The organism is Paenibacillus psychroresistens, assembly GCF_009728935.1.
Lineage (GTDB): Bacteria > Bacillota > Bacilli > Paenibacillales > NBRC-103111 > Paenibacillus_AC > Paenibacillus_AC psychroresistens.
Genome location: NZ_CP034235.1, coordinates 447,075 through 466,625 on the forward strand (window position 1 = coordinate 447,075; position 19,551 = coordinate 466,625).

Sequence of the window (19,551 nt, forward strand, 5' to 3'; positions counted from 1 at the left end):
AAAAGTCTAGGAGGTTTAATCATCTACTGGTGTAACAACTTGTAATGTAGTATTTAATAGAGAAATTGTTTGGAGGTAGAAGCCAATGGAGTTTGATGCAGTTGATTCTTTAAAGAAAGAATTGGATAGTTATCGACCCCTTCCACTAGCAGCATTGAGGAATTTAGAGGAAGTATATCAGGTTGAATGGACTTATAACTCTAACGCGATTGAAGGCAATACGTTATCATTACTTGAGACCAAGCTGGTTTTAGAGGAAGGATTAACAATAGGTGGAAAAAAGCTAATAGAGCATTTTGAAGTTATAAATCACTCTGAAGCTATTTATTATGTTAAGGATCTTGTAGACCGTCGAATAGAGCTATCTGAGCACATAATTAAATCCTTGCACCAATTGGTTTTAAAAAATATTGATGATGAAAATGCGGGACAATATCGAAAAACTAATGTGGGAATTTCTGGTTATAAGCATATTCCTCCTCACTTTAGACAAGTTTCCGAACAAATGGAGCAACTAATGGTTTGGTTTTTGAAAGAGAAAGATGAACTTCATCCTGTGGAGTTAGCCGCTCGCTTTCATTTTCAATATGTGTATATTCATCCGTTTACGGATAGAAATGGACGGACTGCCAGGCTTCTGATGAATCTAATACTTATGAGAAGTGGCTTTCCGCCTGCCATTGTTAAAGCAGAGAGTACTTCTCGAATCGCCTATTATGAAACCTTGGAAAAGGCGAGTACGCTGAACAATATAGATGGTTTTATTTTATTTATTTCTAATAATGTAAGAGAAAGTCTTGAGCGTTATATACAAAGTGTGAAATGATATTTATTTTAAATCAAAGGAAATATTATTTAAAATAGAAATAACAAACCCGACCAATGAGGTCGGGTTTGTTATTTTCTACTTAATTTTGAAATTCGATTACTAATTTCAGCCAAGAACTACCCGATCATCGGACAGCTTGCTGCCGCTGATTTGTTCGAACTCTCCAAGCAGCTGGGCCACAGTTAGATCTTTTTTTCGCTGCTCGGTAATGTCCAGAATGATCCGTCCCCGATCCATCATAATCAAACGATTGCCTAGGCGGATGGCTTGCTCCATGTTATGGGTTACCATAAGGGTCGTCAGCTTCATTTCACTTACTATTGCCATCGTCAATCGGGTGATTAATTCTGCTCTAGCTGGATCTAAGGCTGCGGTATGTTCATCCAACAGTAGGATTTGCGGCTTCGTAAATGTCGCCATCAACAGGCTGAGTGCTTGCCTTTCTCCTCCAGATAGCATCCCGACCTTGGCTTGAAGCCGATTCTCTAGACCGATGCCTAAGCGCTTCAGTTCTTCACGGAATATCGCGCGCTTGCCGGAGGTAACGCCAAACCTGAAGCCGCGCTTTTTGCCGCGTGCATATGCCATGGAGAGATTCTCCTCTATGGTCATGCGAGGTGCCGTTCCGGCCATGGGATCTTGGAAGACTCGTCCGATCCATTGGCTTCGACGATATTCTGGAAGCTGCTGAATGGCGTTGCCCTCAATTCGAAGATCACCCGTATCCGGAGTCATGACACCAGATATGATATTCATCAAGGTGGACTTGCCGGCTCCATTACTGCCGATCACTGTCACAAAGTCACCTGGATTCATCTTAAGATTGATGCCCATGAGTGCAATCTTCTCGTCAGGCGTTCCCGGGTTAAACAGTTTAGAAACATTGGAGAGAGCCAGCATCAGCGATCGCCTCCATTTTTTTGTAGTGTAGCCGTGGAAAGGAGCTCAGCTGAGCGCTTTTTGGCCATGTTTTTTTGCTTATATACACGCTGTGCTGAAGGTAGAACTAACGCCACAATCACAATGATGGCTGTGATCAGCTTGAGATCAGAAGCTTTCAGCCACTCCACTCGCAGGGCAAGTGCAACAACGATGCGGTACACAATGGAGCCTAGGACAGCAGCCAATGTAGCAAAAAAGACAGAGCGGGCTCCGAATATAGCTTCACCGATAATAACGGAGGCTAGACCAGTGACGATCATCCCGACACCCATGTTGATATCCGCATAGCCGGCTTGCTGGGCAATCAATGCCCCTGAAAGGGCTACAAGACCATTGGCTAAGCTAATCCCGAAAATTGTGGTATTGTCCGTATTAGCGCCAAGGCTGCGGATCATCCGGGCATTATCTCCTGTAGCTCTAAGCGCAAGTCCCAGGTCCGTGTGCAAAAAGAGATCAAGTAGCAATTTGACTATAACGACAACAATAGCCATGAGCCATAACGGTGATATGGAGCTGAACAAAGTATTATCTCCAATTAGGGAAATATTCGGTCTGCCCATGATCCGCAAATTAATCGAGTACAACGCGATCATAATCAAGATACCGGACAAAAGTCCATTAACTTTTCCTTTTGTATGCAAAATCCCGGTACATGCTCCAGCTGCAAGTCCACCAGCAAAGGCAGCTAGACAAGCCAGAACAGGATTATGGCCATGCGAAATCATAATGGATGCAATGGCTCCGCCAGTAACAAAGCTGCCATCTACAGTTAAATCAGGAAAGTCGAGGATACGGAACGTGATGTAAACGCCAAGTGCCATAAGTGCATACAATAGACCAAGTTCAACCGCTCCCAACAACGAACCAAACATTTTTCACCCTCCTAAAAAGCAAGAAAAGGGGAGAACGAAAGCGACGTTCACCCCATTACCTGTTGATTATTTAATAATATTTTTCTCTGGATCCTTAACAGCTTTCTTCATTTCATCCGTAACCTCAATGCCTTGATCGGCTGCAGCCTTTAGATTAAGAATAAGATCTAGTTTATCCGGTAAGGTAACCTTCATATCAGCCGGTTTCTTACCGTTTTTTAAAATCTCAACAGCCATTTGTCCTACTTGGTAACCATGGTCATAATATTTGAAACCAACAGTGGCAAATGCACCTTTTTCAACTGTATCACGATCGCTTGAGAAGAAAGGAAGATGTTTCTCTTTCGCCAGATTAATTAGTGTATCCACACTCGACACGACCGTATTATCCAAAGTAATGTAGAGAGCATCCACTCGACCGACAAGTGACTCGGCTGCTTGCTGCACTTCTGAAGTATTAGCTACTGGGGCTTTGATTAATTTGATGTCATGCTTGGAAAGCTCCTCTTCGGCTTTCTTCGCCATGATGACTGCGTTTTGTTCGCCTTCATTGATCACAAGGCCAACCGTTTTTACATTTGGAAAGTTACTTGCGATGAATTCCATCAGCTGTGTGATGGCTTCTGGATTCGTATCCGAAGCGCCGGTTACATTCCCGCCTGGTTTGTCCATGCTGCTTACAATTTTGGCGGCTAGAGGATCTGTGACCGCGGCGAACAATACTGGGGTTTCTTTAACTTGCTGGACTAACGCGAGTGCTGATGGTGTAGCGATACCGAGAACAAGATCGTTATCGGCCGAAGCGATTTTTTGTGCGATGGATAAATTATTGGCTGAATCTCCCTGAGCATTGTTAAAATCGACTTTAAGATTGGTGCCTTCCGTAATGCCGGCATCCTTAAGTGCTGCAAGAAAACCTTCTCGTGTTGCATCGAGTGAAGGATGTTCTACGATTTGTGAGATTGCGATTTTATACGTTTTTTGGTCGGCTGCTGGGGTGCTGTCAGCAGAGTTTGTGGATTCCTTCCCACATCCTGCTAACGATAATAATGCTGCTGATAAAATAATGGGTAACCAAAGCTTTTTTTTCAAAATAATTCCCCTTTCTGAATATGAATCTATTATTAGAAATATGTAGACATGAATTAACCATAGTTTAATTGTTTGTTTCCGTCAATCTTAAATTAACAAGCTCCATAGTCCAATACTAACCAATTCGATTTACTTTAATCTATAAGTGCCAATTTGTATTTTATGAATAAAATTTATTTAACTAACCATAATAACAATCAACGGTGAAAAGAGGGGCTGTGGTTGGGTTGTACAATTCAACGATTAATTCCAAGGGAAGTTGTTTCTGAATCCAGATAGAAGTGGAGGGATGTGCCCCAAATACTTTAATGTAGTACACATACTGCAATATGGTGATGAGGTAAAAACCGAGCTTAAGTAAGGTTCAAGACATAAGTACCAAAAAATCAATTCACCGTTGAAATGGACCTCGAAAGGGGTCCTTTTTCCTATTATCGTACAATAAAAAGCGCCGCCTGAGTATTAGAAATAACTACAAACTGGTGGTGCTTCTCTGTTTACCCGTATCCCTATTATCAGAATGAAATCACATAGGAACAGGTGTAATTGCATTTAGCATTATAGAGATATTTATAGGAGTGATAACACCGTCTCCATCCATATCCTTTTGCTGTATAACTTTGTGTCGATTAAAATTATAAGGAATAATTTCAATAAAAAGAGAGCAGTTTACACTGCCCCCTTACAAAAATTATTTAAAGCGCTGTAATAACACATATCCACTAATATTTGAAGTTTTTTTCTGGAATACCACTCTAAAACCAATGTCATGATCAAGTAAGCAGTTAAAGGCATTGATAAGCAATCTTTTGGGTGCCAAAGTAAAACTACATGGTTGTGCACTGCCAATAACACGAGCAGCAACAATCCTGCGTGGAGAGCCAGGAACTAGAGGGTTTCTTGTCCAACTGATCAAAATTAGATCAGGCTGCTGAACAGCTTTAACACGAGCCATTCCTATCACCTCGTTTCTATTTAGATTCTATATAAAATGTACTTTTAATATAGAATGTGCTAAATAAAAAGCGGATTAAAGAACAGCCGAGATGGTTTATCTAACAGATCGATTTATTAGCAGCCCCAAAATAAGAATGGTGAGCCCTATTAGACCTGCTATTGAACGTACAATATGCCACTTCCACCAGCTATCCCGTAAACTTATCCAATCGGAGGGAGGATTTTCTATCACCCACGTCATCATCTTTGCATTAATGGGCTGATTCAGGAAACGTGTAATAATACCGGCAACGATTAAAAAAATAGCCGCAACAATCAACAACAACAGCATATTGCGATCTTTTCGGCAAAGAACAGCTGAAATGATTGTGAGTACGATGCCTACTGCTGCCAATAACGGTAATTTCACATTTAAAGATCGGATTAACAGTTGTTGATGTTCCAAATAAACAGGGTAGGGCATCTGTTTAGGATTAAGTCCAAACCAAATTCCGAACATTGTCCCGACCACAAGTGCCACTAATAATAAATTAACGGAAAAGAAAATTGTTTTTATCATTTTTCCTCCTGCATAAGAATAGTCTCTCGGAATTTGCCGAGGCAGCTAGGATTAAGGTCAACTTGAACTATCCAGATTTCCTATCTCCTAAGACATATTTTATATAATGGAGCGCTTCAAAAGCGCTTCATAGCTACAGGTTTAAATAACAATCAATTTCCTCTAAAATTATGGGGGAGATGCTTTTGTGTTGAGTGACTTCGGCAGCAAACAGCGGCATCGGACGTACCGAGATGGGGGCATAGCTTAAACTGCTCAGTTCACTACAACGAACAAGATATTCTACTTTACCTGACTTGAGGTAAAGCTCTTCGTTCAACGAGAGCGCATCGGTCTTAAATTCAGAGGATTCAGGATTCAGCTTGCACATCGTATAGTAAATGGCTGCTTGTTCCTGCTGATCGGAATACGGCCTTAGCATCTTATGAAGCTGGACTACAATTTCTGCGGGAGTTAATAGACTTAACTCCGCCTTCAAATGCAATAGCTGCAAAAGAAGCTTAAGCTGCATATCTCGGCGATATAGCTTAATAGCGATATTCAGCGCTTCTTCCGTGATTTCCAGCGCTTTTTCGCATTGATCCTGGTGAAGACTCAGCACACTCATGAGATAGAGTGCATTACATTCAAAATGAGGAGTGCGAAGCTGTCGGCTTAATCGAAGAGAGCGATCAATGAACAGATACGCTTCTTCATCCCGACGCTGCAACAAAAGGTTGTGGCCTTCCCAACCGAGCAAGTTGGCGGTAAAGCGCCAATCCTTGACAGCAACAGCTTCCTCGAGACAAAAGGCGATGCATTGTGCCGCTATCGTAAGCGATCCAAGAAATCCGTAATATTTGCCGAGCATCCCCAGTGCGATAGTCAGACCCATCCGGTCTCCAATCGATTGGCTGATTTCAATCTTATCGACGATGCAGTCGAATGCCTGATCTGTTAGATCGGTGTCGAGATAAACCAGCGCCAATCCGCCTAAAGCTTTCGCTACTGCGTTCTTATCTCGATTCTTTGTAGCGAGTTTGAACTGTTTCCTGTACGCACGAATCGCTTGGTCGTATTCGCACTGATGATAAAACAGACCGCCGATAATGCCATAGAACCGACAATCCTCCCTGGTTCGATTTTCGGAATCAGGCAATTCCATTCTTACTTTCAAATAGTGAAGCGATTTGTCGTTATTCCCCATGTAGTAATGCATTACGCCGAGCATTCCATAGGCGAGGCTAAGGCCGGAATGGTCGTCAATCAGCTCAAAATAGCGTCGCGCTCGTTCCAAATAAAAGCTCGCATCCGCATATTTCCCCTGCAATCGCAGGCAATTGCCCAGCGCCACATCGCAGAAAGATCGATCCTGCAAGGCGGTTGAATTTTCTTCACGTTCAAGCCATTGTCTGTAAGTCTTCTCCGCTTCGTTCCAATCTCCCTTTACGATTAAAGCATCGCCGAGTTTCATCAGGTTGGGCAGGATTTGTTCAGGAGGCAACAAGGTGCAAAGCTTCCGATAATACTTTATCCTAGTTTCATTGGCATATATCTTCTCAGCAGCCGTTGCAGCCATTTCGTAATAGACAATGGCCATATCATCCAAACCTGCAAGCTCACAATGAAAGGCGATTTCCGCAGCGACGACTTCAAGCCGCTCGTGATGAAAAGCAAGCAATCCGTATGCGAGTTTCTGGTGGTATTGTCGGCGCAGGCTCTCATTTTTTAATGTGTACGCAGATTCCCTAATGATGTCATGTGTGAAATCGTACTTCTCGTCCTCTGTCTCCTTCATTATTTTCCATTGCAAAAGGTGTTCCATTTTCTCTAGCATTTTTTCGACACTCAAGTCAGCTACCTTCGCCATAAACGCTAATGATAAAGGTCTGCCCGCAGCAGCAAAGGTCGATACAAGCTGTCGATTATCCGGTGAAAGCTTCTTTAAACGATTTTCGATGATGGATTTCACCAATGGTGAAAGACGAAATTCAATTGAATCGCTGCCGATTTGCCATTCCTGTAACGTTTCCACTATGAACAACGGGTTGCCACCAGTTTCCGTGTATAAATCGGACGAATGGAGGTCTGCCAACTCATCGCCAACCGTATCTGTCATCAGCTGTTTCGTCTCATCCTCACTGAACGGCGCGAGCTCGATTTCCATCAGCTTCCTTTCGATTCGATGCCCGGAGAGAAAGTGTCTGACGGCATCACCCGAAAACTCATCCGTTCTCATTGTCGCGATAATTAACAGTTTGGCCTTGGAATCACTGCGGAGTAGATAAGAGAGGAGTTGAAGTGTCTCTCGATCGCTCCACTGAATATCGTCAAGGATGAGCAGCAGTGGTTGCTTAGCCAGCAGCATCCGTTCTATCGCTTCATACCATTGGTTTAATTGCCAATTTTCCTGAATGTGATCTGGCTTCGGCAAGTCAGGGTATCGTTCCAACAGCTCTGGCAGCAACCGGGTCAATTCCGACAACCAGACTGGACTGAGTTTAGGCAAGGGAATACTCCTGAGCCATGCTGTGACCGGACTGTAGGACAACGATCTTACCGACGGGTAGCATCCGGCAAAGGCTGTTTGATAGCCTTGTTTCTCTACCCAATCTTTAAGCTCCAAGGTCAATCTGGTTTTGCCAATTCCCGCCTCACCCTTCAATAGAAGCAAGGTATTTCTTCCGACCGTTGCCTGCTTCCAGTGGCTAACTATGTTTCCCCATTCACTGATTCTCCCTACCAGTGGCGTCTTGCTTTGCCCAGCAGCAGTCGATGGTTCCACGCCAATCTGTGTGAGCCTTTCCAACAGCTGTACGGTCTCCGCGGAAGGGCCTATCTCAAGCTCATCTTGTAGTACCTTGTGCAGCTGCTGATAAATGTTCACTACTCCAGCCTTGTCATTGTTCAAGGCATGAAGCCGCATTAGCGTGACATAACTTTCCTCCCTTAATTTATTCTGTATAAGTAGCTTATTCCCGAAAAATAGTGCCGACGAGTACTCCCGTTGATTTTCCAAAATAGAAATGAGTTTGTCGACCACATACGTATACGATTGTGCCAGCTGTTCCCGTTTCGCACCAAGCCATTCCTCTTGAAACCCAGGCAGAAGCTGGCCTTTGTAGAGTTCTTCGGCATTGCGAAGCTCGTAAAGAGTTGTTCCTTTTGCACCTTGTTCAAACTTGCGCACATCCGAATAAATGGGTAATTCGTGATTCCACTGAATGTATGCCGAAGTAATTTTAAGATATCGATCAGATTGTGGTAAGCATTCCCGCAGATCGTGAAGGAGTTTCCGCAAATTGGAGAAAGCCTGTTTCTCAGTGGAGTCCGGCCAGAAATCAAAGGCAATTTTCTTCCTGCTTTGCGGTATGTCATAGGCTAGAACCAAATATGCCAGCAACCGAGCCTTTGCACCGGAAGTAACTGTGGTAAACTCTTCTTCGTCAAAGGTGATTTTCAAACCGCCTAACAGTTGAATGCTGCAGCCTACCAAACAATCCTCCCCCTTTGCATCATCTTAACCCTCCATAGAAAAGCACAGAAATAATATATTCGTGAAACAACCTCTCTCTTCCTTTTTATGTAAGATTTTAATGATGGCCCAAAATGAGCTATAAATCGACTGTATTGTTTAATATCGTCTCATGGTGATCAAGGATTGATTCGGGTTATGCTGAAATAAGCTAATCTTCTATTAATTATGAGTAAATTACAAAAATAGAAGTCTGACTATGGGAGGGAAATAATTATGAGTAAAGAAGAGATTTTGACAGAAGGCAGCAAATTAACCTCAAAAAACCCCGCTATAACAACGCTATTCACGGCAGATCCATCTGCCCATGTTTGGGAGGACGGGAAGGTATATATTTATGCTTCTCATGATATGGATCCGGCAAGAGGCTGCGATCTGATGGATAGATATCATGTATTCTCATCAGAGGACATGGTTAACTGGTTGGATGAAGGTGAAATCCTCCGCTCCGAGAATGTGTCATGGGGCAGACCAGAGGGAGGCTTTATGTGGGCTCCCGATTGCGCGTATAAGAATGGAACCTATTATTTCTACTATCCGCATCCTAGCGGGTCCAATTGGAACGACTCGTGGAAAATAGGGGTTGCGACAAGCGAAGAACCTGCAAGTGGCTTTATCGACCAAGGTTACATTCCAGGCCTTGGGGGATTTGCGCTGATTGATCCGTGCGTGCTTGTCGATGAGGATGGGCGAGCCTATATGTATTACGGCGGAGGCAGCAGATGCGAGGGCGGCGAGCTTAACGATGATATGATGACAATCAAGCACGGAATGCAGGAAATGGAAGGCTTAGAGGATTTTCATGAAGCGGCTTGGGTTTTTAAAAGAGCAGGTCTATACTACCTGACTTATTCGGATAATCTCGATGGAAATAACCGCATGAGATATGCTACCAGTACACAGCCACTTGGTCCATGGAGTTACAGGGGAATTTTTCTCGAACCGACAGGTTGTTCAACCACTCATGGCTCCGTAGTAGAATTTAAAGGGCAGTGGTATATGTTTTACCACAATCAGGACATTTCGGGTCAAGGTAATTTAAGAAGCGTATGCATTGATTATCTGAATTTCAACGAAGATGGAACGATCCAAACCGTCGTCCAGACCAAAGATGGTGTCAAATCGGTAGGAACTGCGCCTATTCCCAATCCAAATCAGAAAACGTACTCTGCGGTGAAATGTAGTGTTGGCGGGGGAGCGGAAATTGAAGTAAACGAGCAGGGTAAAAGCGTTGTAAATCATTTGCACCTTGTAGGTGCCTACTGCCAATTTAATCATGTTGATGGAGAGAATGGAGGGAGAGCAGCTATTTATATCCATTATGCTACAGTAGAGCGTTTAGCTAAGCTAAATCTGACGGTCAATGGCGATGATTATTCATTGCTTAATGTGCTGTCGACGGATGGTTCGGCTCACCTGACTGGTCGTGCCAGTATTACGGTTCAATTAAATTCGGGCAATGACAATATCATTAGATTTACGGGTGGTAATGGTGAAATCAGTCTTGCAGGAATTACTGTTAGCCCATTTTAAGGCGATTTTTTATAAAGCAGCGGTTCATTATGAAAAACCCGACTGAACAATGGTCGGGTTTTCGCATGTCTAGGCGACCGACAGTATTGCCTAACTCAACTCTTACATAAAAAGGGGATTATAAGTTGTTGCACGAATAGGTAAACAAATGGATTTGATTTTGAAGTGAGAAAGTATAAAGGGGAGGCAATGTATGCAAATACGTTTAGCAACTGAACGAGATATAGACCAATTGATTCGCATGCGGTATGACTTCACATTGGAATATGCACCTGAGATAAATGCGGATTACGAAATATTTTATTTGGAATGTAAAACGTTTCTAGAGAAGGCCATTACAGGTGCGAGGTGGTTCATATGGGTGGCTGAAGTGGACGAGAAAGTAGTCTCGCATATATACATACAATTAATTGATAAGGTGCCGCGGCCAGGTAGAATTACTTATCCGTTTGGCTATGTAACCAATGTATATACACTGCCGCTGTTTCGTTCAAAAGGGATTGGCAGCCAAATTATCAAAAGCGTGGAACGTTGGGCAAAAGAGGGAAATTTAGAATTTCTCATTGTATGGCCAAGCATGGAAGGGGTACCATTTTATGAACGAAACGGATATGCAAATGCTGCTGAAGCAATGGAACTGCATTTGTGAGGGACATCAGACAAAGTGTGACAAGACATATAGAAAAACCCAATTTAATGTCATATACTAGAAATTAGTAATATGACCTTAAGTAGGGGGACATTCGTGGATAAGCAAAAGGGAGTTTTTGAAGAGTTATTACATAAGAATAAGCCATATCCTCCAAACCAACACACTTCACCATTACTTCCACAACAGTATAGTGACGCATTAATCCAACAAATGATCAAAGATTTGAGCCAGAGCTTTCAACAGCTTGCTGCAGATAATCAATATGAAAAGATATATGAATTAACAGGTAAAATTAGACAAGTTATTCGGGAGCAGGAAGAGTTTGAATATGAGTTACCATTAAAAGCTATACATTATCGAAATGATGAACGGATGCTGCCGATGTATCCGGAATTTTTCCTAACTAATCCGTTGTTGTTAACCAATTCCAGTTCAGACCAATTCAATTTATTCAGAGGTCTAAAATATGAGCTACAGACTGCAGACGAAGCTAGCTTTATGGTTAGTTTTATTCGTTTTTCTGGGTTACAACTATTAATACGACCATTGGATGAATTTCGCCAAGCTGCACCATCTAATAAATTAAGAGTTCTCACATCTACTTATCTGAATATTACAGAACCCATAGCACTCTATCGCTTGTTAGAAATGCCTCATGTCGAAACTCGAATATTCGATTCCGGTTCAGTTTCATTTCATACGAAGGCTTATCTTTTTAAACGAGATTCTGGATTAAATTCTTCTATTATCGGATCATCAAATCTATCCAAGGCAGCTTTGAATACAGGTTATGAGTGGAATGTGAAATTACCGGATACAGCTAATTATTCCATCTATGACAAAGCGATGAAATCCTTTCAGACGAATTGGGATGATGTAAGAGCCATTCCCTTGCGAATAGAATTGATTCGAGATTATGAGAAGCAATTGCTGAATCGAAAAATTATGCTAGTGAGTCCATACTTAGCCATTCAACATGTGGATGTATTTGAAAAAGTAGATAGTTCTCTTGAAGCTTCGACTAAGGAAATCATACCAAATCAAATGCAGCAAGAAGCATTGGAAGCATTAAGTACTACAAGAGTAAACGGACATAATAAAGGTGTTGTTATTGCGGCTACCGGTACGGGGAAGACTTACCTTTCCGCTTTCGATGTTAAAAATTTTGAAGCGAAAAGAATGTTGTTTCTTGCACACCGTGATGAAATATTGGAGAGTGCTAAAGCTACATTTGTGAAAGTATTTGGTAATGCTAATGATTGTGGTAAACTGTCAGGTTTTAGCAAAGACTTAGATAAACCATTCCTTTTTGCTACTGTACAGACGCTATCTAGGGATGAGACTTTGAATCATTTCTCTGCTGATGCATTTGACTATATTATCGTTGATGAATTTCATCATGCTGAGGCTGCGACTTATAAAAAAGTAATTGATTACTTTAAACCAAAATTCCTTTTAGGACTTACGGCAACACCTGATCGAATGGATGGTCGGGATGTGCTTGCGTTATGCGATCATAATGTTGTCTATGAAATTCGTTTGCGTGATGCTTTAAATGCGGGTCTTTTAACACCTTTTCGTTATTTTGGTTTAAGTGATCCGACAATTGATTATACAGAAATTGCTATGCAAAAGAATGGACAGTTCGTCGAAGACCAGTTGGTCAGCGCTTTAAATACACATGAGCGTGTTGATTATGTTATCGATATGATACGAAAGTTTGGTTATGATGGCACTTTTTTGAAGGCTTTAGGCTTTTGTGCATCTATAGAACATGCGAAATTTATGATGGAAGAGTTCAAAAAGAGTGATTTTGTAGCAGGCTGTTTAACTGGTGAGGATACACCGACTCGAAGACAAGAACTAATAGCGAGATTAGAGTCAAACGAGGATCCTTTGCAGATTATCTTCACAGTTAATATATTTAATGAAGGTGTGGACATTCCTAAATTGAATCTGATTTTATTCTTGCGACCTACGGAATCCGCTACGATTTTTATTCAGCAATTAGGTCGTGGTTTACGGAAAGTTCCCGGAAAAGAATACGTCACCGTTTTGGACTTTATAGGAAACTATCATAAATCTTTTATTGTCCCTCTAGCTTTATCTGGTCAAAATAATCACAAAGCCTTCGATCGTGATTCTTTACGTGTGGCTATTGAAACGGAGTTTGCCGATTTGCCTGATGGTTGCTTTGTTGATCTTGAAGAGATCTCCAAACAACAGATACTTAAAAAAATAGAATTGATTCGTATGGATCGTGACCAGCTTCTAATGGATTTATATTATCAGTTTAAGAAAGAACTAGGTTATTCTCCGGAAATCAGTGACTTCTTATATTTTGATGGTGCGCCGAATATCCATTTTTTCATTAGTAAATACGGTTCTTGGCTAGAGACTAAGAGAAAAATGCTAGATATAAACGAGTTTGATCAAACCCTACTAGAAGAGTCATTAAAGCTACAAATAGTTCAACGTTTAGAGAAACTACTGCCAATAAAATGGCCTTATGAATATTCAATTTTAGCTTTGGCTCTTGTACATTTGAAGGTTACCATAAAAGATGTGATTGCAGATTTACAATATCGATTTGCTCTGCAAATTTCAGAGGAAATACACGGGAGTAGAATTGAAAGAGCTATGCAAAAGCTAGCAACGGCTTCACCGAAACATACTTGGAGTTTTGGGGATTGTGTGGAGGGAGAATTCACTGCATCAATTACTATGCAAAACGTGGTTCGAGAGACTGCAATTAATAATTATCTTAACGCCAGGATTGAATATGGTCTAGCAGAATTTCGCCGTATGTTTCGTCCTAATGTGTTCTTTGCTAGTTCAAAAAATGTGATACTCTACCAAAACTATACGCGGAATGATCTCATGTATTTGTTTGAATCAGAAGCAGCCGAAGGTTCGTGGCGTGAAGGAATTAGTAAAGTAGGAAACCATATTCTCTTATTTATTAACCTTAAAAAAGGTGAGAAAACGGCAGATCATTTGCAGTACCATGATTATTTAATGGATCAACAGCATTTTCATTGGCAAACGCAGAATGCTACCTTTCATGATTCGCAACGGGGTCAGGAATATATTCACCACAAAAGGCAAGGTAAGCATATTCACTTATTTATTCGCAAGTTTGAAAACATGCATGGGGTTACCTTGCCTTTTACTTACTTGGGTGAAGTTGATTATATAGAGAGTCATGGCGACAGACCGATGAATATTAAATGGCAATTGCATCATGACATCCCAGAGGCTATATTTTCAGATTTTGTGCGTTGATATTTAAAGTAGTTAGAGCTTCAATAGTTGGCAAGTCTGCTGGTGCCCATTCAAGAGTAAATAATTGATCAATAGGTAACCAAATAAGACGCTCATGTTCATTCGCTATAGGTGCACCATCTACGATTTTAGCTAAATAAGTAATTAAACGTACTATTATAGTAGGGTATTCATAAGCTGCATCTGAAACGAGTTCACCTACTCTAATTGTGCAATTCAATTCTTCTTGGATCTCACGAATTAAACTTTCTTGTGGTGTCTCATTAGCTTCAATTTTACCACCTGGAAATTCCCATAGACCGGGTAAAGACATTTTTTGAGAGCGTAATGCACATAGAATTTCATTCTTTTCGTTTAATATAACAGCTCCGACTACGTCGATTTTTTTCATTAATAAGCTCCTTTAATATTCTATAGTAATGATGTTATAGTAGCACATTTTATATTGGGGAAGAAACATTGACTATATTCAAGAATGGTAGTTTTCTTATCTGACAGTAAATATTGTAGAAATACTTTTGATTTGAATTATCCATTATTAAAAAGGATTTAAAAAAACAACTCTTTAGCAGACCAAGGTAAAATAAATGGATATTCAAGAACGGCCAACTCGAAAAGCTATAACTCAAATGTTATAATAAAAAAGGAACTAAATCTTCCACTTCTCAATAGGAGAGTGCTATCGTGATTATCAAATTCATTCGTTTACGTTAATTTGAGATGCAGTCAATTATGCTCATTCATTTTTTTTGAAAATGTATGAGGCATTTTTTGTGTGCAAAAATTCAATTAACCAAAATCGAATGAAGCGAGGGACTAACTATGAGTGAACAAATATTAAATATTAATGGAATTGAGATATGTGCAGAAAGCTTTGGAAAAGCCAATGATCCAACCATTTTGCTGATTATGGGTGCAATGTGTTCGATGGTGTATTGGGATGAAGAGTTCTGCCAACGACTTGCCGATACTGGACGATATGTGATCAGATTCGATAATCGAGATGTTGGACGTTCCACTACTTATGAGTCGGGAACCTCCCATTACAGCGTGGCAGACATGGCGGATGATGCTGTTGGAGTGCTGGATGCCTACCATATTGAGCGGGCACACATTGTTGGAATGTCGTTAGGCGGAATGATAGCGCAAGTAATCGCATCGCGGAATCCTCACAGAGTGTTAACTTTGACACTGCAGGCATCGAGTATTTTTGGGGATGATGACATCGATCGCGGGTTGCCACCGATGGACGAGCGGATTCTGGCTTATCATGCTACTGGAGCGACTTTAAATTGGAAAGATGAAGAGGCGGTTGCCCGATATTTAGTTGCAGGCTCAGCGTTGCTCTGTGGTTCGAAGCATACTTTTGATGAGAAGAGGGCTTATAAACAGGTAAGACAAGAAATAAAACGAGCTAACAATCTACTCAGTATGTTTAATCACGCTCAGCTTAAGGGTGATGCTAACTATGAAGGAAAGCTTCCAGGGATCAGTATTCCCACGTTGGTTATCCATGGTACAGAAGATACAATACTTCCGTATGAGCATGGTCTAGCGCTTGCAGCGGAAATTCCTAATGCAGCCTTGTTAACCCTTGAGGGAACGGGACACGAAAATCATTCGGATGATTGGGATCAAATTATTGAAGCTATTACTAAACATACTGTCTGAATTTTATAGGTAGTTACTAGCTATTAAACGGATAAATAAGAGGGGTTATAACCGATTTTTGTTGGTTGTAGCTCTTCTTTTATAGAAAGGAGCCCCAATGCGAAACCCAATAACCATCAAACTAAATAACATCTCATTCCAGCTAAAAGAACTTCAAAACTTCGACTGGCTAACTAGACTAGGAACTGTTTTCTGCGTCTTCGACCAGCAGGATTCAGGAAACATCTCGTTCGGCATCCAGAACGGCACAACCAAAAGGTTCGTCAAATTCGCAGGCGCAAGTACTTTAGAATATTCGGGTGATCCGCAGGAGGCGATCGAACGCTTGAAACAAGCAATACCGGTCTATGAAGCATTGAATCATCCGCGTATAATAAAATTAGTGGATCATTTTGAAGCTGCCGGTGGATATGCTTTGGTTTTTGAATGGTTTGAAGGGGAGTGTTTGCATCCTCATTGGTCCTTTCCGCCACCTGCTAAGTACAACGATCCCAACTCTCCGTTTTATCGGTATAGACAATTGCCCGTTGAGCAGCGGCTGCTTTCTTTGAATAGTATTTTTTCCTTTCATGTGGATGTGGAAGCAAGAGGTTATGTGGCTGTAGATTTCTATGATGGCAGTATTTTATATGATTTCAATTCCCATACAACTATGATATGTGATATCGATTATTACCAGCAGAAACCTTTTATCAATACGATGGGAAGGCTTTGGGGATCCTCTAGATTCATGTCTCCTGAAGAATTTGAGCTTGGGGCAAGTATTGATGGGGTTACGAATATATTTAATATGGGGGCCATTGCTTTTGGGCTGATTGGCGGGGAACTCGATCACGCTTACTCTAAATGGGAGGCTGGGAAAGCCTTATATGATGTAGCACTTAAAGCCACAGAACCTAAGCGAAATGAGAGGTATACATCTATGGCTGATTTTTATAAATATTGGATGGAGGCTCAGAATGGAGGCTAACGTGGATTATATTCGGGATTACACGATGTATGCAGCTATTTTCGGTATTTTCAGTTTTAATTGGTTTGGGTGGGCTCAGGAAAGGCCACGGCAAAGCTGGCGCTTATATCTTGGGATTGCCTCAGGGATTGCGCTTCTCGTTGGGTTAATTGGTGTTTACTTGAGTATTAAGAATTGGCATGAAGCTTCGGCTCTAGCGGATTCTGGTGCATTTAAGGATTATTTAATTTATGTATATACGGAGTTTTTCGTGGCTGGAGTTGGTGCGTTCCTCTTGATTAAATTCAAACATAAGGACTATATCGCCCCGTGGATTGCTTTTATTGTGGGTGTTCATTTTTTTGCGTTAGTCGATGTTTTTCAAGATTCCAGTTTAAATATTCTTGCTTCGGTCCTGATTATAGTGGCTGCAGCTTCTATATTCTTATCTAAAAAACTAAACGTTGCGAATAGTGCGATTACAGGTATTGGAGCGGGTACCATTCTGTTCTGCTTTGCGGTATTGGGTCTGGTTCGGTTCTTAATGGTATGATCACTCATCTATATGATCTTAAAATTATGCAGTTAAGTAAACGACCCTCCGGGGTCTTTTTTTATGCTGCCTATACAACAAACGACAACAATTGCACATTTTATTAAGTAACATTAGGGGTGGAAATAAATTATAAGGTGGGTGTGAAAAGGATGACTATTAAGGGATTAAGTAAAGTTTATGAACCCTATTGTATATTTCCAGCTATTAAATACCTAAATGACTCGCCAGTTAAAGTCTTTCAACGGCAGTACCCCTCATGTCACTACAGTCATCAAATACAAGAGTTTCTCACTAACCATAATTATCCCTCCATTAGAAAAGGTGCTGACCTGCCCTGGTGGGGAAAGCATTATTTCTCAACAGAAAAGGGAAAACGAGTCTTTATAATTGCTCAAGATTCAAAAGCTCAAGATGCAGGGAGTGTTGTCTTCTTTGCCCATTTACTAGCACATATCCATGATCGAGCGAGTTATACAGCTTATAATAAAGAACTGAATTTAAATCAAAGGTTTCGCTTTGCTAGCTGGAATCGTATTAAACAACAATTAAGTGATTGGGAATTAGATTTGGATTTTGTATTTATTACGGACGCTTCAAAAGTTTATGAGGTAAACTCGGATAACTTCAATAAGCCAAAGAGCAGGGAGTTATTGCTGCAAGAAATTGAATTCTGCGATCCTGATTTATTAATTTTATTGGGTGGAGCACCTTTGAGCTTGTTGAGAAAAGATTTAATTTATTCGAATGTAGTTGAATGTGGGGAGTTCATTAATATTGCTGGGAAAAAAGCAGCTGTATCCCCCTTCCCGAGTGGAAATGGATTGACGCAACCAAACTTTGAATTACGTAAGCAAAAAGCATCAGAATTAATTAAAGCTTAGGAATGAAGTCTATTCCCGAGGCAGATGCACACTACCTCTCATTCTCCGCGAATAGTATAACATGCCATAAATATGGATATGATGGAGCTATCTTGCGTACGGTGGGGAGGCTCTAAATTTATGGGATTTGTTGTCATTTTTGTCGTGGCTTGGTTGGCTTTTTTTATTTTCTATTCCATGAACAAAAGCTTATCTGTCCTAGAAAACAGCTTTATCTATTTAACAGTTATGGTTATCGGGATAAATATATCCTGGGTGGTTATCGAAGAACTCAAGCTGATTGAGTTAACTAAGGAAGGCTGGCTGTATGCAGCGTTTTTTCTCTACAGAAGTATGATAAAGCCAACAATTGTGCTCATTATGTTTAATGTGATCTATAAGGTGAAATCCACTTCCATAACATTGTTATCCATAGGAATCACGATGGTAATCATTCTAGCCTTGAATGGTGTGCTGCGCTTCTACGACATATGGAGCTATACGCGTTGGAATGTGTTTTACGATATTCTACAAATTGTGGTTATTCAATCGATAGCTTTTGCTTTATTCACGCTGTATAGGAGATCTACTCACAGGGAGGTAAAAGCATCATGATTTTGTGGGAGCATTTTGATAAAAATGAATGGTTTGTGTTAGTGATGTTAATCGTTACTTATTCAGCCATTATTATACTGCCAAAGAGAGTATCGACGAGCTTACTGATTCTTGGTTTAGTTTGGGGATTTGCCAGTTCAACTTTATTCGACTTTACAATTGGTGGAGGATTGCTGGATTACTATCGGGTCAATGACTCGAATCACTATGAATTAACGGACTTGTTTACTTATTTCATGTTCGCACCTTTTGGTTACTTTTTTATCTACTTTTATGAGGTATTAAGAATCAGTAAAAAGACGCTTTTGTATTATATTGTCGGGTGGATTGTTATTGGCTTGGCTTTTCAGTGGTTAGCAGGGTGGATGGAAATGACTCATTACCAGCAGGGATACAAGCCAGCCTATAATATAATTGTATTTCTTATTGTTCAATCGATTACAGGGTTGTTCTATAGATATATCAAGGGTCATCCAGTCAAAAGTGGTGTTCGGGGAGAACTTCGTTAAAGGATGTATAATCATAATATAAAGAACTCGACCGTTTTGGGTCGGGTTTTTGCATGTCCGGCTATTGTAACTTATTCGTTCAATGGCTTCATGAAGACGTATTCGAAGTATTGCGGCAAATTTCATAGTATAATAATGGAAGTAGTTATTGGATAA

Annotated in this window: 17 protein-coding genes; 10 read left to right on the top strand and 7 right to left on the bottom strand. The window is 40.8% G+C overall.

The window, feature by feature from the left end:
- Positions 1-85: 85 nt before the first annotated feature.
- Positions 86-826: a Fic family protein gene (locus EHS13_RS02255; protein WP_155698806.1), complete on the top strand. Its 741-nt coding sequence runs from the start codon at positions 86-88 to the stop codon at positions 824-826.
- A 108-nt stretch (positions 827-934) separates the two neighbouring features.
- On the opposite strand, the gene EHS13_RS02260 is transcribed toward EHS13_RS02255, so the two are convergent.
- From EHS13_RS02260 to EHS13_RS02285, 6 genes are all read right to left on the bottom strand, one after another.
- Positions 935-1,729, bottom strand: a complete 795-nt coding sequence (locus EHS13_RS02260; protein ID WP_155698807.1) for an ABC transporter ATP-binding protein — start codon at positions 1,727-1,729, stop codon at positions 935-937.
- Positions 1,729-2,643, bottom strand: a complete 915-nt coding sequence (locus EHS13_RS02265; protein WP_155698808.1) for an ABC transporter permease — start codon at positions 2,641-2,643, stop codon at positions 1,729-1,731. Before EHS13_RS02265 ends, EHS13_RS02260 begins: the two co-directional genes overlap by 1 nt.
- Positions 2,644-2,709: 66 nt before the next feature.
- The gene (locus EHS13_RS02270; protein ID WP_155698809.1) at positions 2,710-3,735 is read right to left on the bottom strand and encodes an ABC transporter substrate-binding protein; all 1,026 of its coding nucleotides are present in this window, start codon (positions 3,733-3,735) and stop codon (positions 2,710-2,712) included.
- A 691-nt stretch (positions 3,736-4,426) separates the two neighbouring features.
- The gene (locus tag EHS13_RS02275) at positions 4,427-4,690 is read right to left on the bottom strand and encodes a hypothetical protein (RefSeq protein WP_155698810.1); all 264 of its coding nucleotides are present in this window, start codon (positions 4,688-4,690) and stop codon (positions 4,427-4,429) included.
- Between the two features lie 96 nt (positions 4,691-4,786).
- The gene (locus tag EHS13_RS02280) at positions 4,787-5,251 is read right to left on the bottom strand and encodes an anthrone oxygenase family protein (protein ID WP_155698811.1); all 465 of its coding nucleotides are present in this window, start codon (positions 5,249-5,251) and stop codon (positions 4,787-4,789) included.
- Positions 5,252-5,384: 133 nt separating this feature from the next.
- Positions 5,385-8,726 (bottom strand): ATP-binding protein, encoded by a 3,342-nt coding sequence (locus EHS13_RS02285; protein WP_155698812.1) that lies wholly within the window; start codon positions 8,724-8,726, stop codon positions 5,385-5,387.
- Positions 8,727-8,981: 255 nt separating this feature from the next.
- On the opposite strand from EHS13_RS02285, the gene EHS13_RS02290 reads away from it, so the two are divergent.
- The 3 genes from EHS13_RS02290 to EHS13_RS02300 all read left to right on the top strand — a co-directional run bounded on the left by EHS13_RS02290 (position 8,982) and on the right by EHS13_RS02300 (position 14,235).
- Positions 8,982-10,298: a family 43 glycosylhydrolase gene (locus EHS13_RS02290; RefSeq protein ID WP_155698813.1), complete on the top strand. Its 1,317-nt coding sequence runs from the start codon at positions 8,982-8,984 to the stop codon at positions 10,296-10,298.
- A gap of 193 nt (positions 10,299-10,491) precedes the next feature.
- On the top strand, positions 10,492-10,947 hold the full coding sequence (locus EHS13_RS02295; RefSeq protein WP_155698814.1) for a GNAT family N-acetyltransferase: 456 nt from the start codon (positions 10,492-10,494) through the stop codon (positions 10,945-10,947).
- 96 nt (positions 10,948-11,043) lie between these two features.
- Positions 11,044-14,235: a DUF3427 domain-containing protein gene (locus EHS13_RS02300; protein WP_155698815.1), complete on the top strand. Its 3,192-nt coding sequence runs from the start codon at positions 11,044-11,046 to the stop codon at positions 14,233-14,235.
- Here the strand turns inward: EHS13_RS02300 and EHS13_RS02305 are convergent.
- Complete coding sequence (locus EHS13_RS02305; RefSeq protein WP_155698816.1) at positions 14,210-14,626, bottom strand: (deoxy)nucleoside triphosphate pyrophosphohydrolase; 417 nt, start codon at positions 14,624-14,626, stop codon at positions 14,210-14,212. The genes EHS13_RS02300 and EHS13_RS02305 overlap by 26 nt on opposite strands.
- Before the next feature lie 431 nt (positions 14,627-15,057).
- Between EHS13_RS02305 and EHS13_RS02310 the strand changes: the two genes are divergently transcribed.
- The 6 genes from EHS13_RS02310 to EHS13_RS02335 all read left to right on the top strand — a co-directional run bounded on the left by EHS13_RS02310 (position 15,058) and on the right by EHS13_RS02335 (position 19,395).
- Entirely contained in the window at positions 15,058-15,906 is an 849-nt protein-coding gene (locus EHS13_RS02310; RefSeq protein WP_155698817.1) for an alpha/beta fold macrolide esterase, read from the top strand.
- Positions 15,907-16,003: 97 nt separating this feature from the next.
- The gene (locus tag EHS13_RS02315) at positions 16,004-16,876 is read left to right on the top strand and encodes a serine/threonine-protein kinase (RefSeq protein WP_155698818.1); all 873 of its coding nucleotides are present in this window, start codon (positions 16,004-16,006) and stop codon (positions 16,874-16,876) included.
- Positions 16,866-17,408 carry a hypothetical protein gene (locus EHS13_RS02320; protein ID WP_227013761.1) on the top strand — a complete coding sequence of 181 codons (543 nt, stop codon included), beginning with the start codon at positions 16,866-16,868 and terminating at the stop codon, positions 17,406-17,408. Before EHS13_RS02315 ends, EHS13_RS02320 begins: the two co-directional genes overlap by 11 nt.
- A 152-nt stretch (positions 17,409-17,560) precedes the next feature.
- Positions 17,561-18,292, top strand: a complete 732-nt coding sequence (locus tag EHS13_RS02325; protein ID WP_155698819.1) for a uracil-DNA glycosylase family protein — start codon at positions 17,561-17,563, stop codon at positions 18,290-18,292.
- A 120-nt stretch (positions 18,293-18,412) separates the two neighbouring features.
- Positions 18,413-18,886: a hypothetical protein gene (locus EHS13_RS02330; protein WP_155698820.1), complete on the top strand. Its 474-nt coding sequence runs from the start codon at positions 18,413-18,415 to the stop codon at positions 18,884-18,886.
- Positions 18,883-19,395: a hypothetical protein gene (locus EHS13_RS02335; RefSeq protein ID WP_155698821.1), complete on the top strand. Its 513-nt coding sequence runs from the start codon at positions 18,883-18,885 to the stop codon at positions 19,393-19,395. The genes EHS13_RS02330 and EHS13_RS02335 overlap by 4 nt, the downstream gene beginning before the upstream one ends.
- The last annotated feature ends 156 nt before the right edge of the window (positions 19,396-19,551 follow it).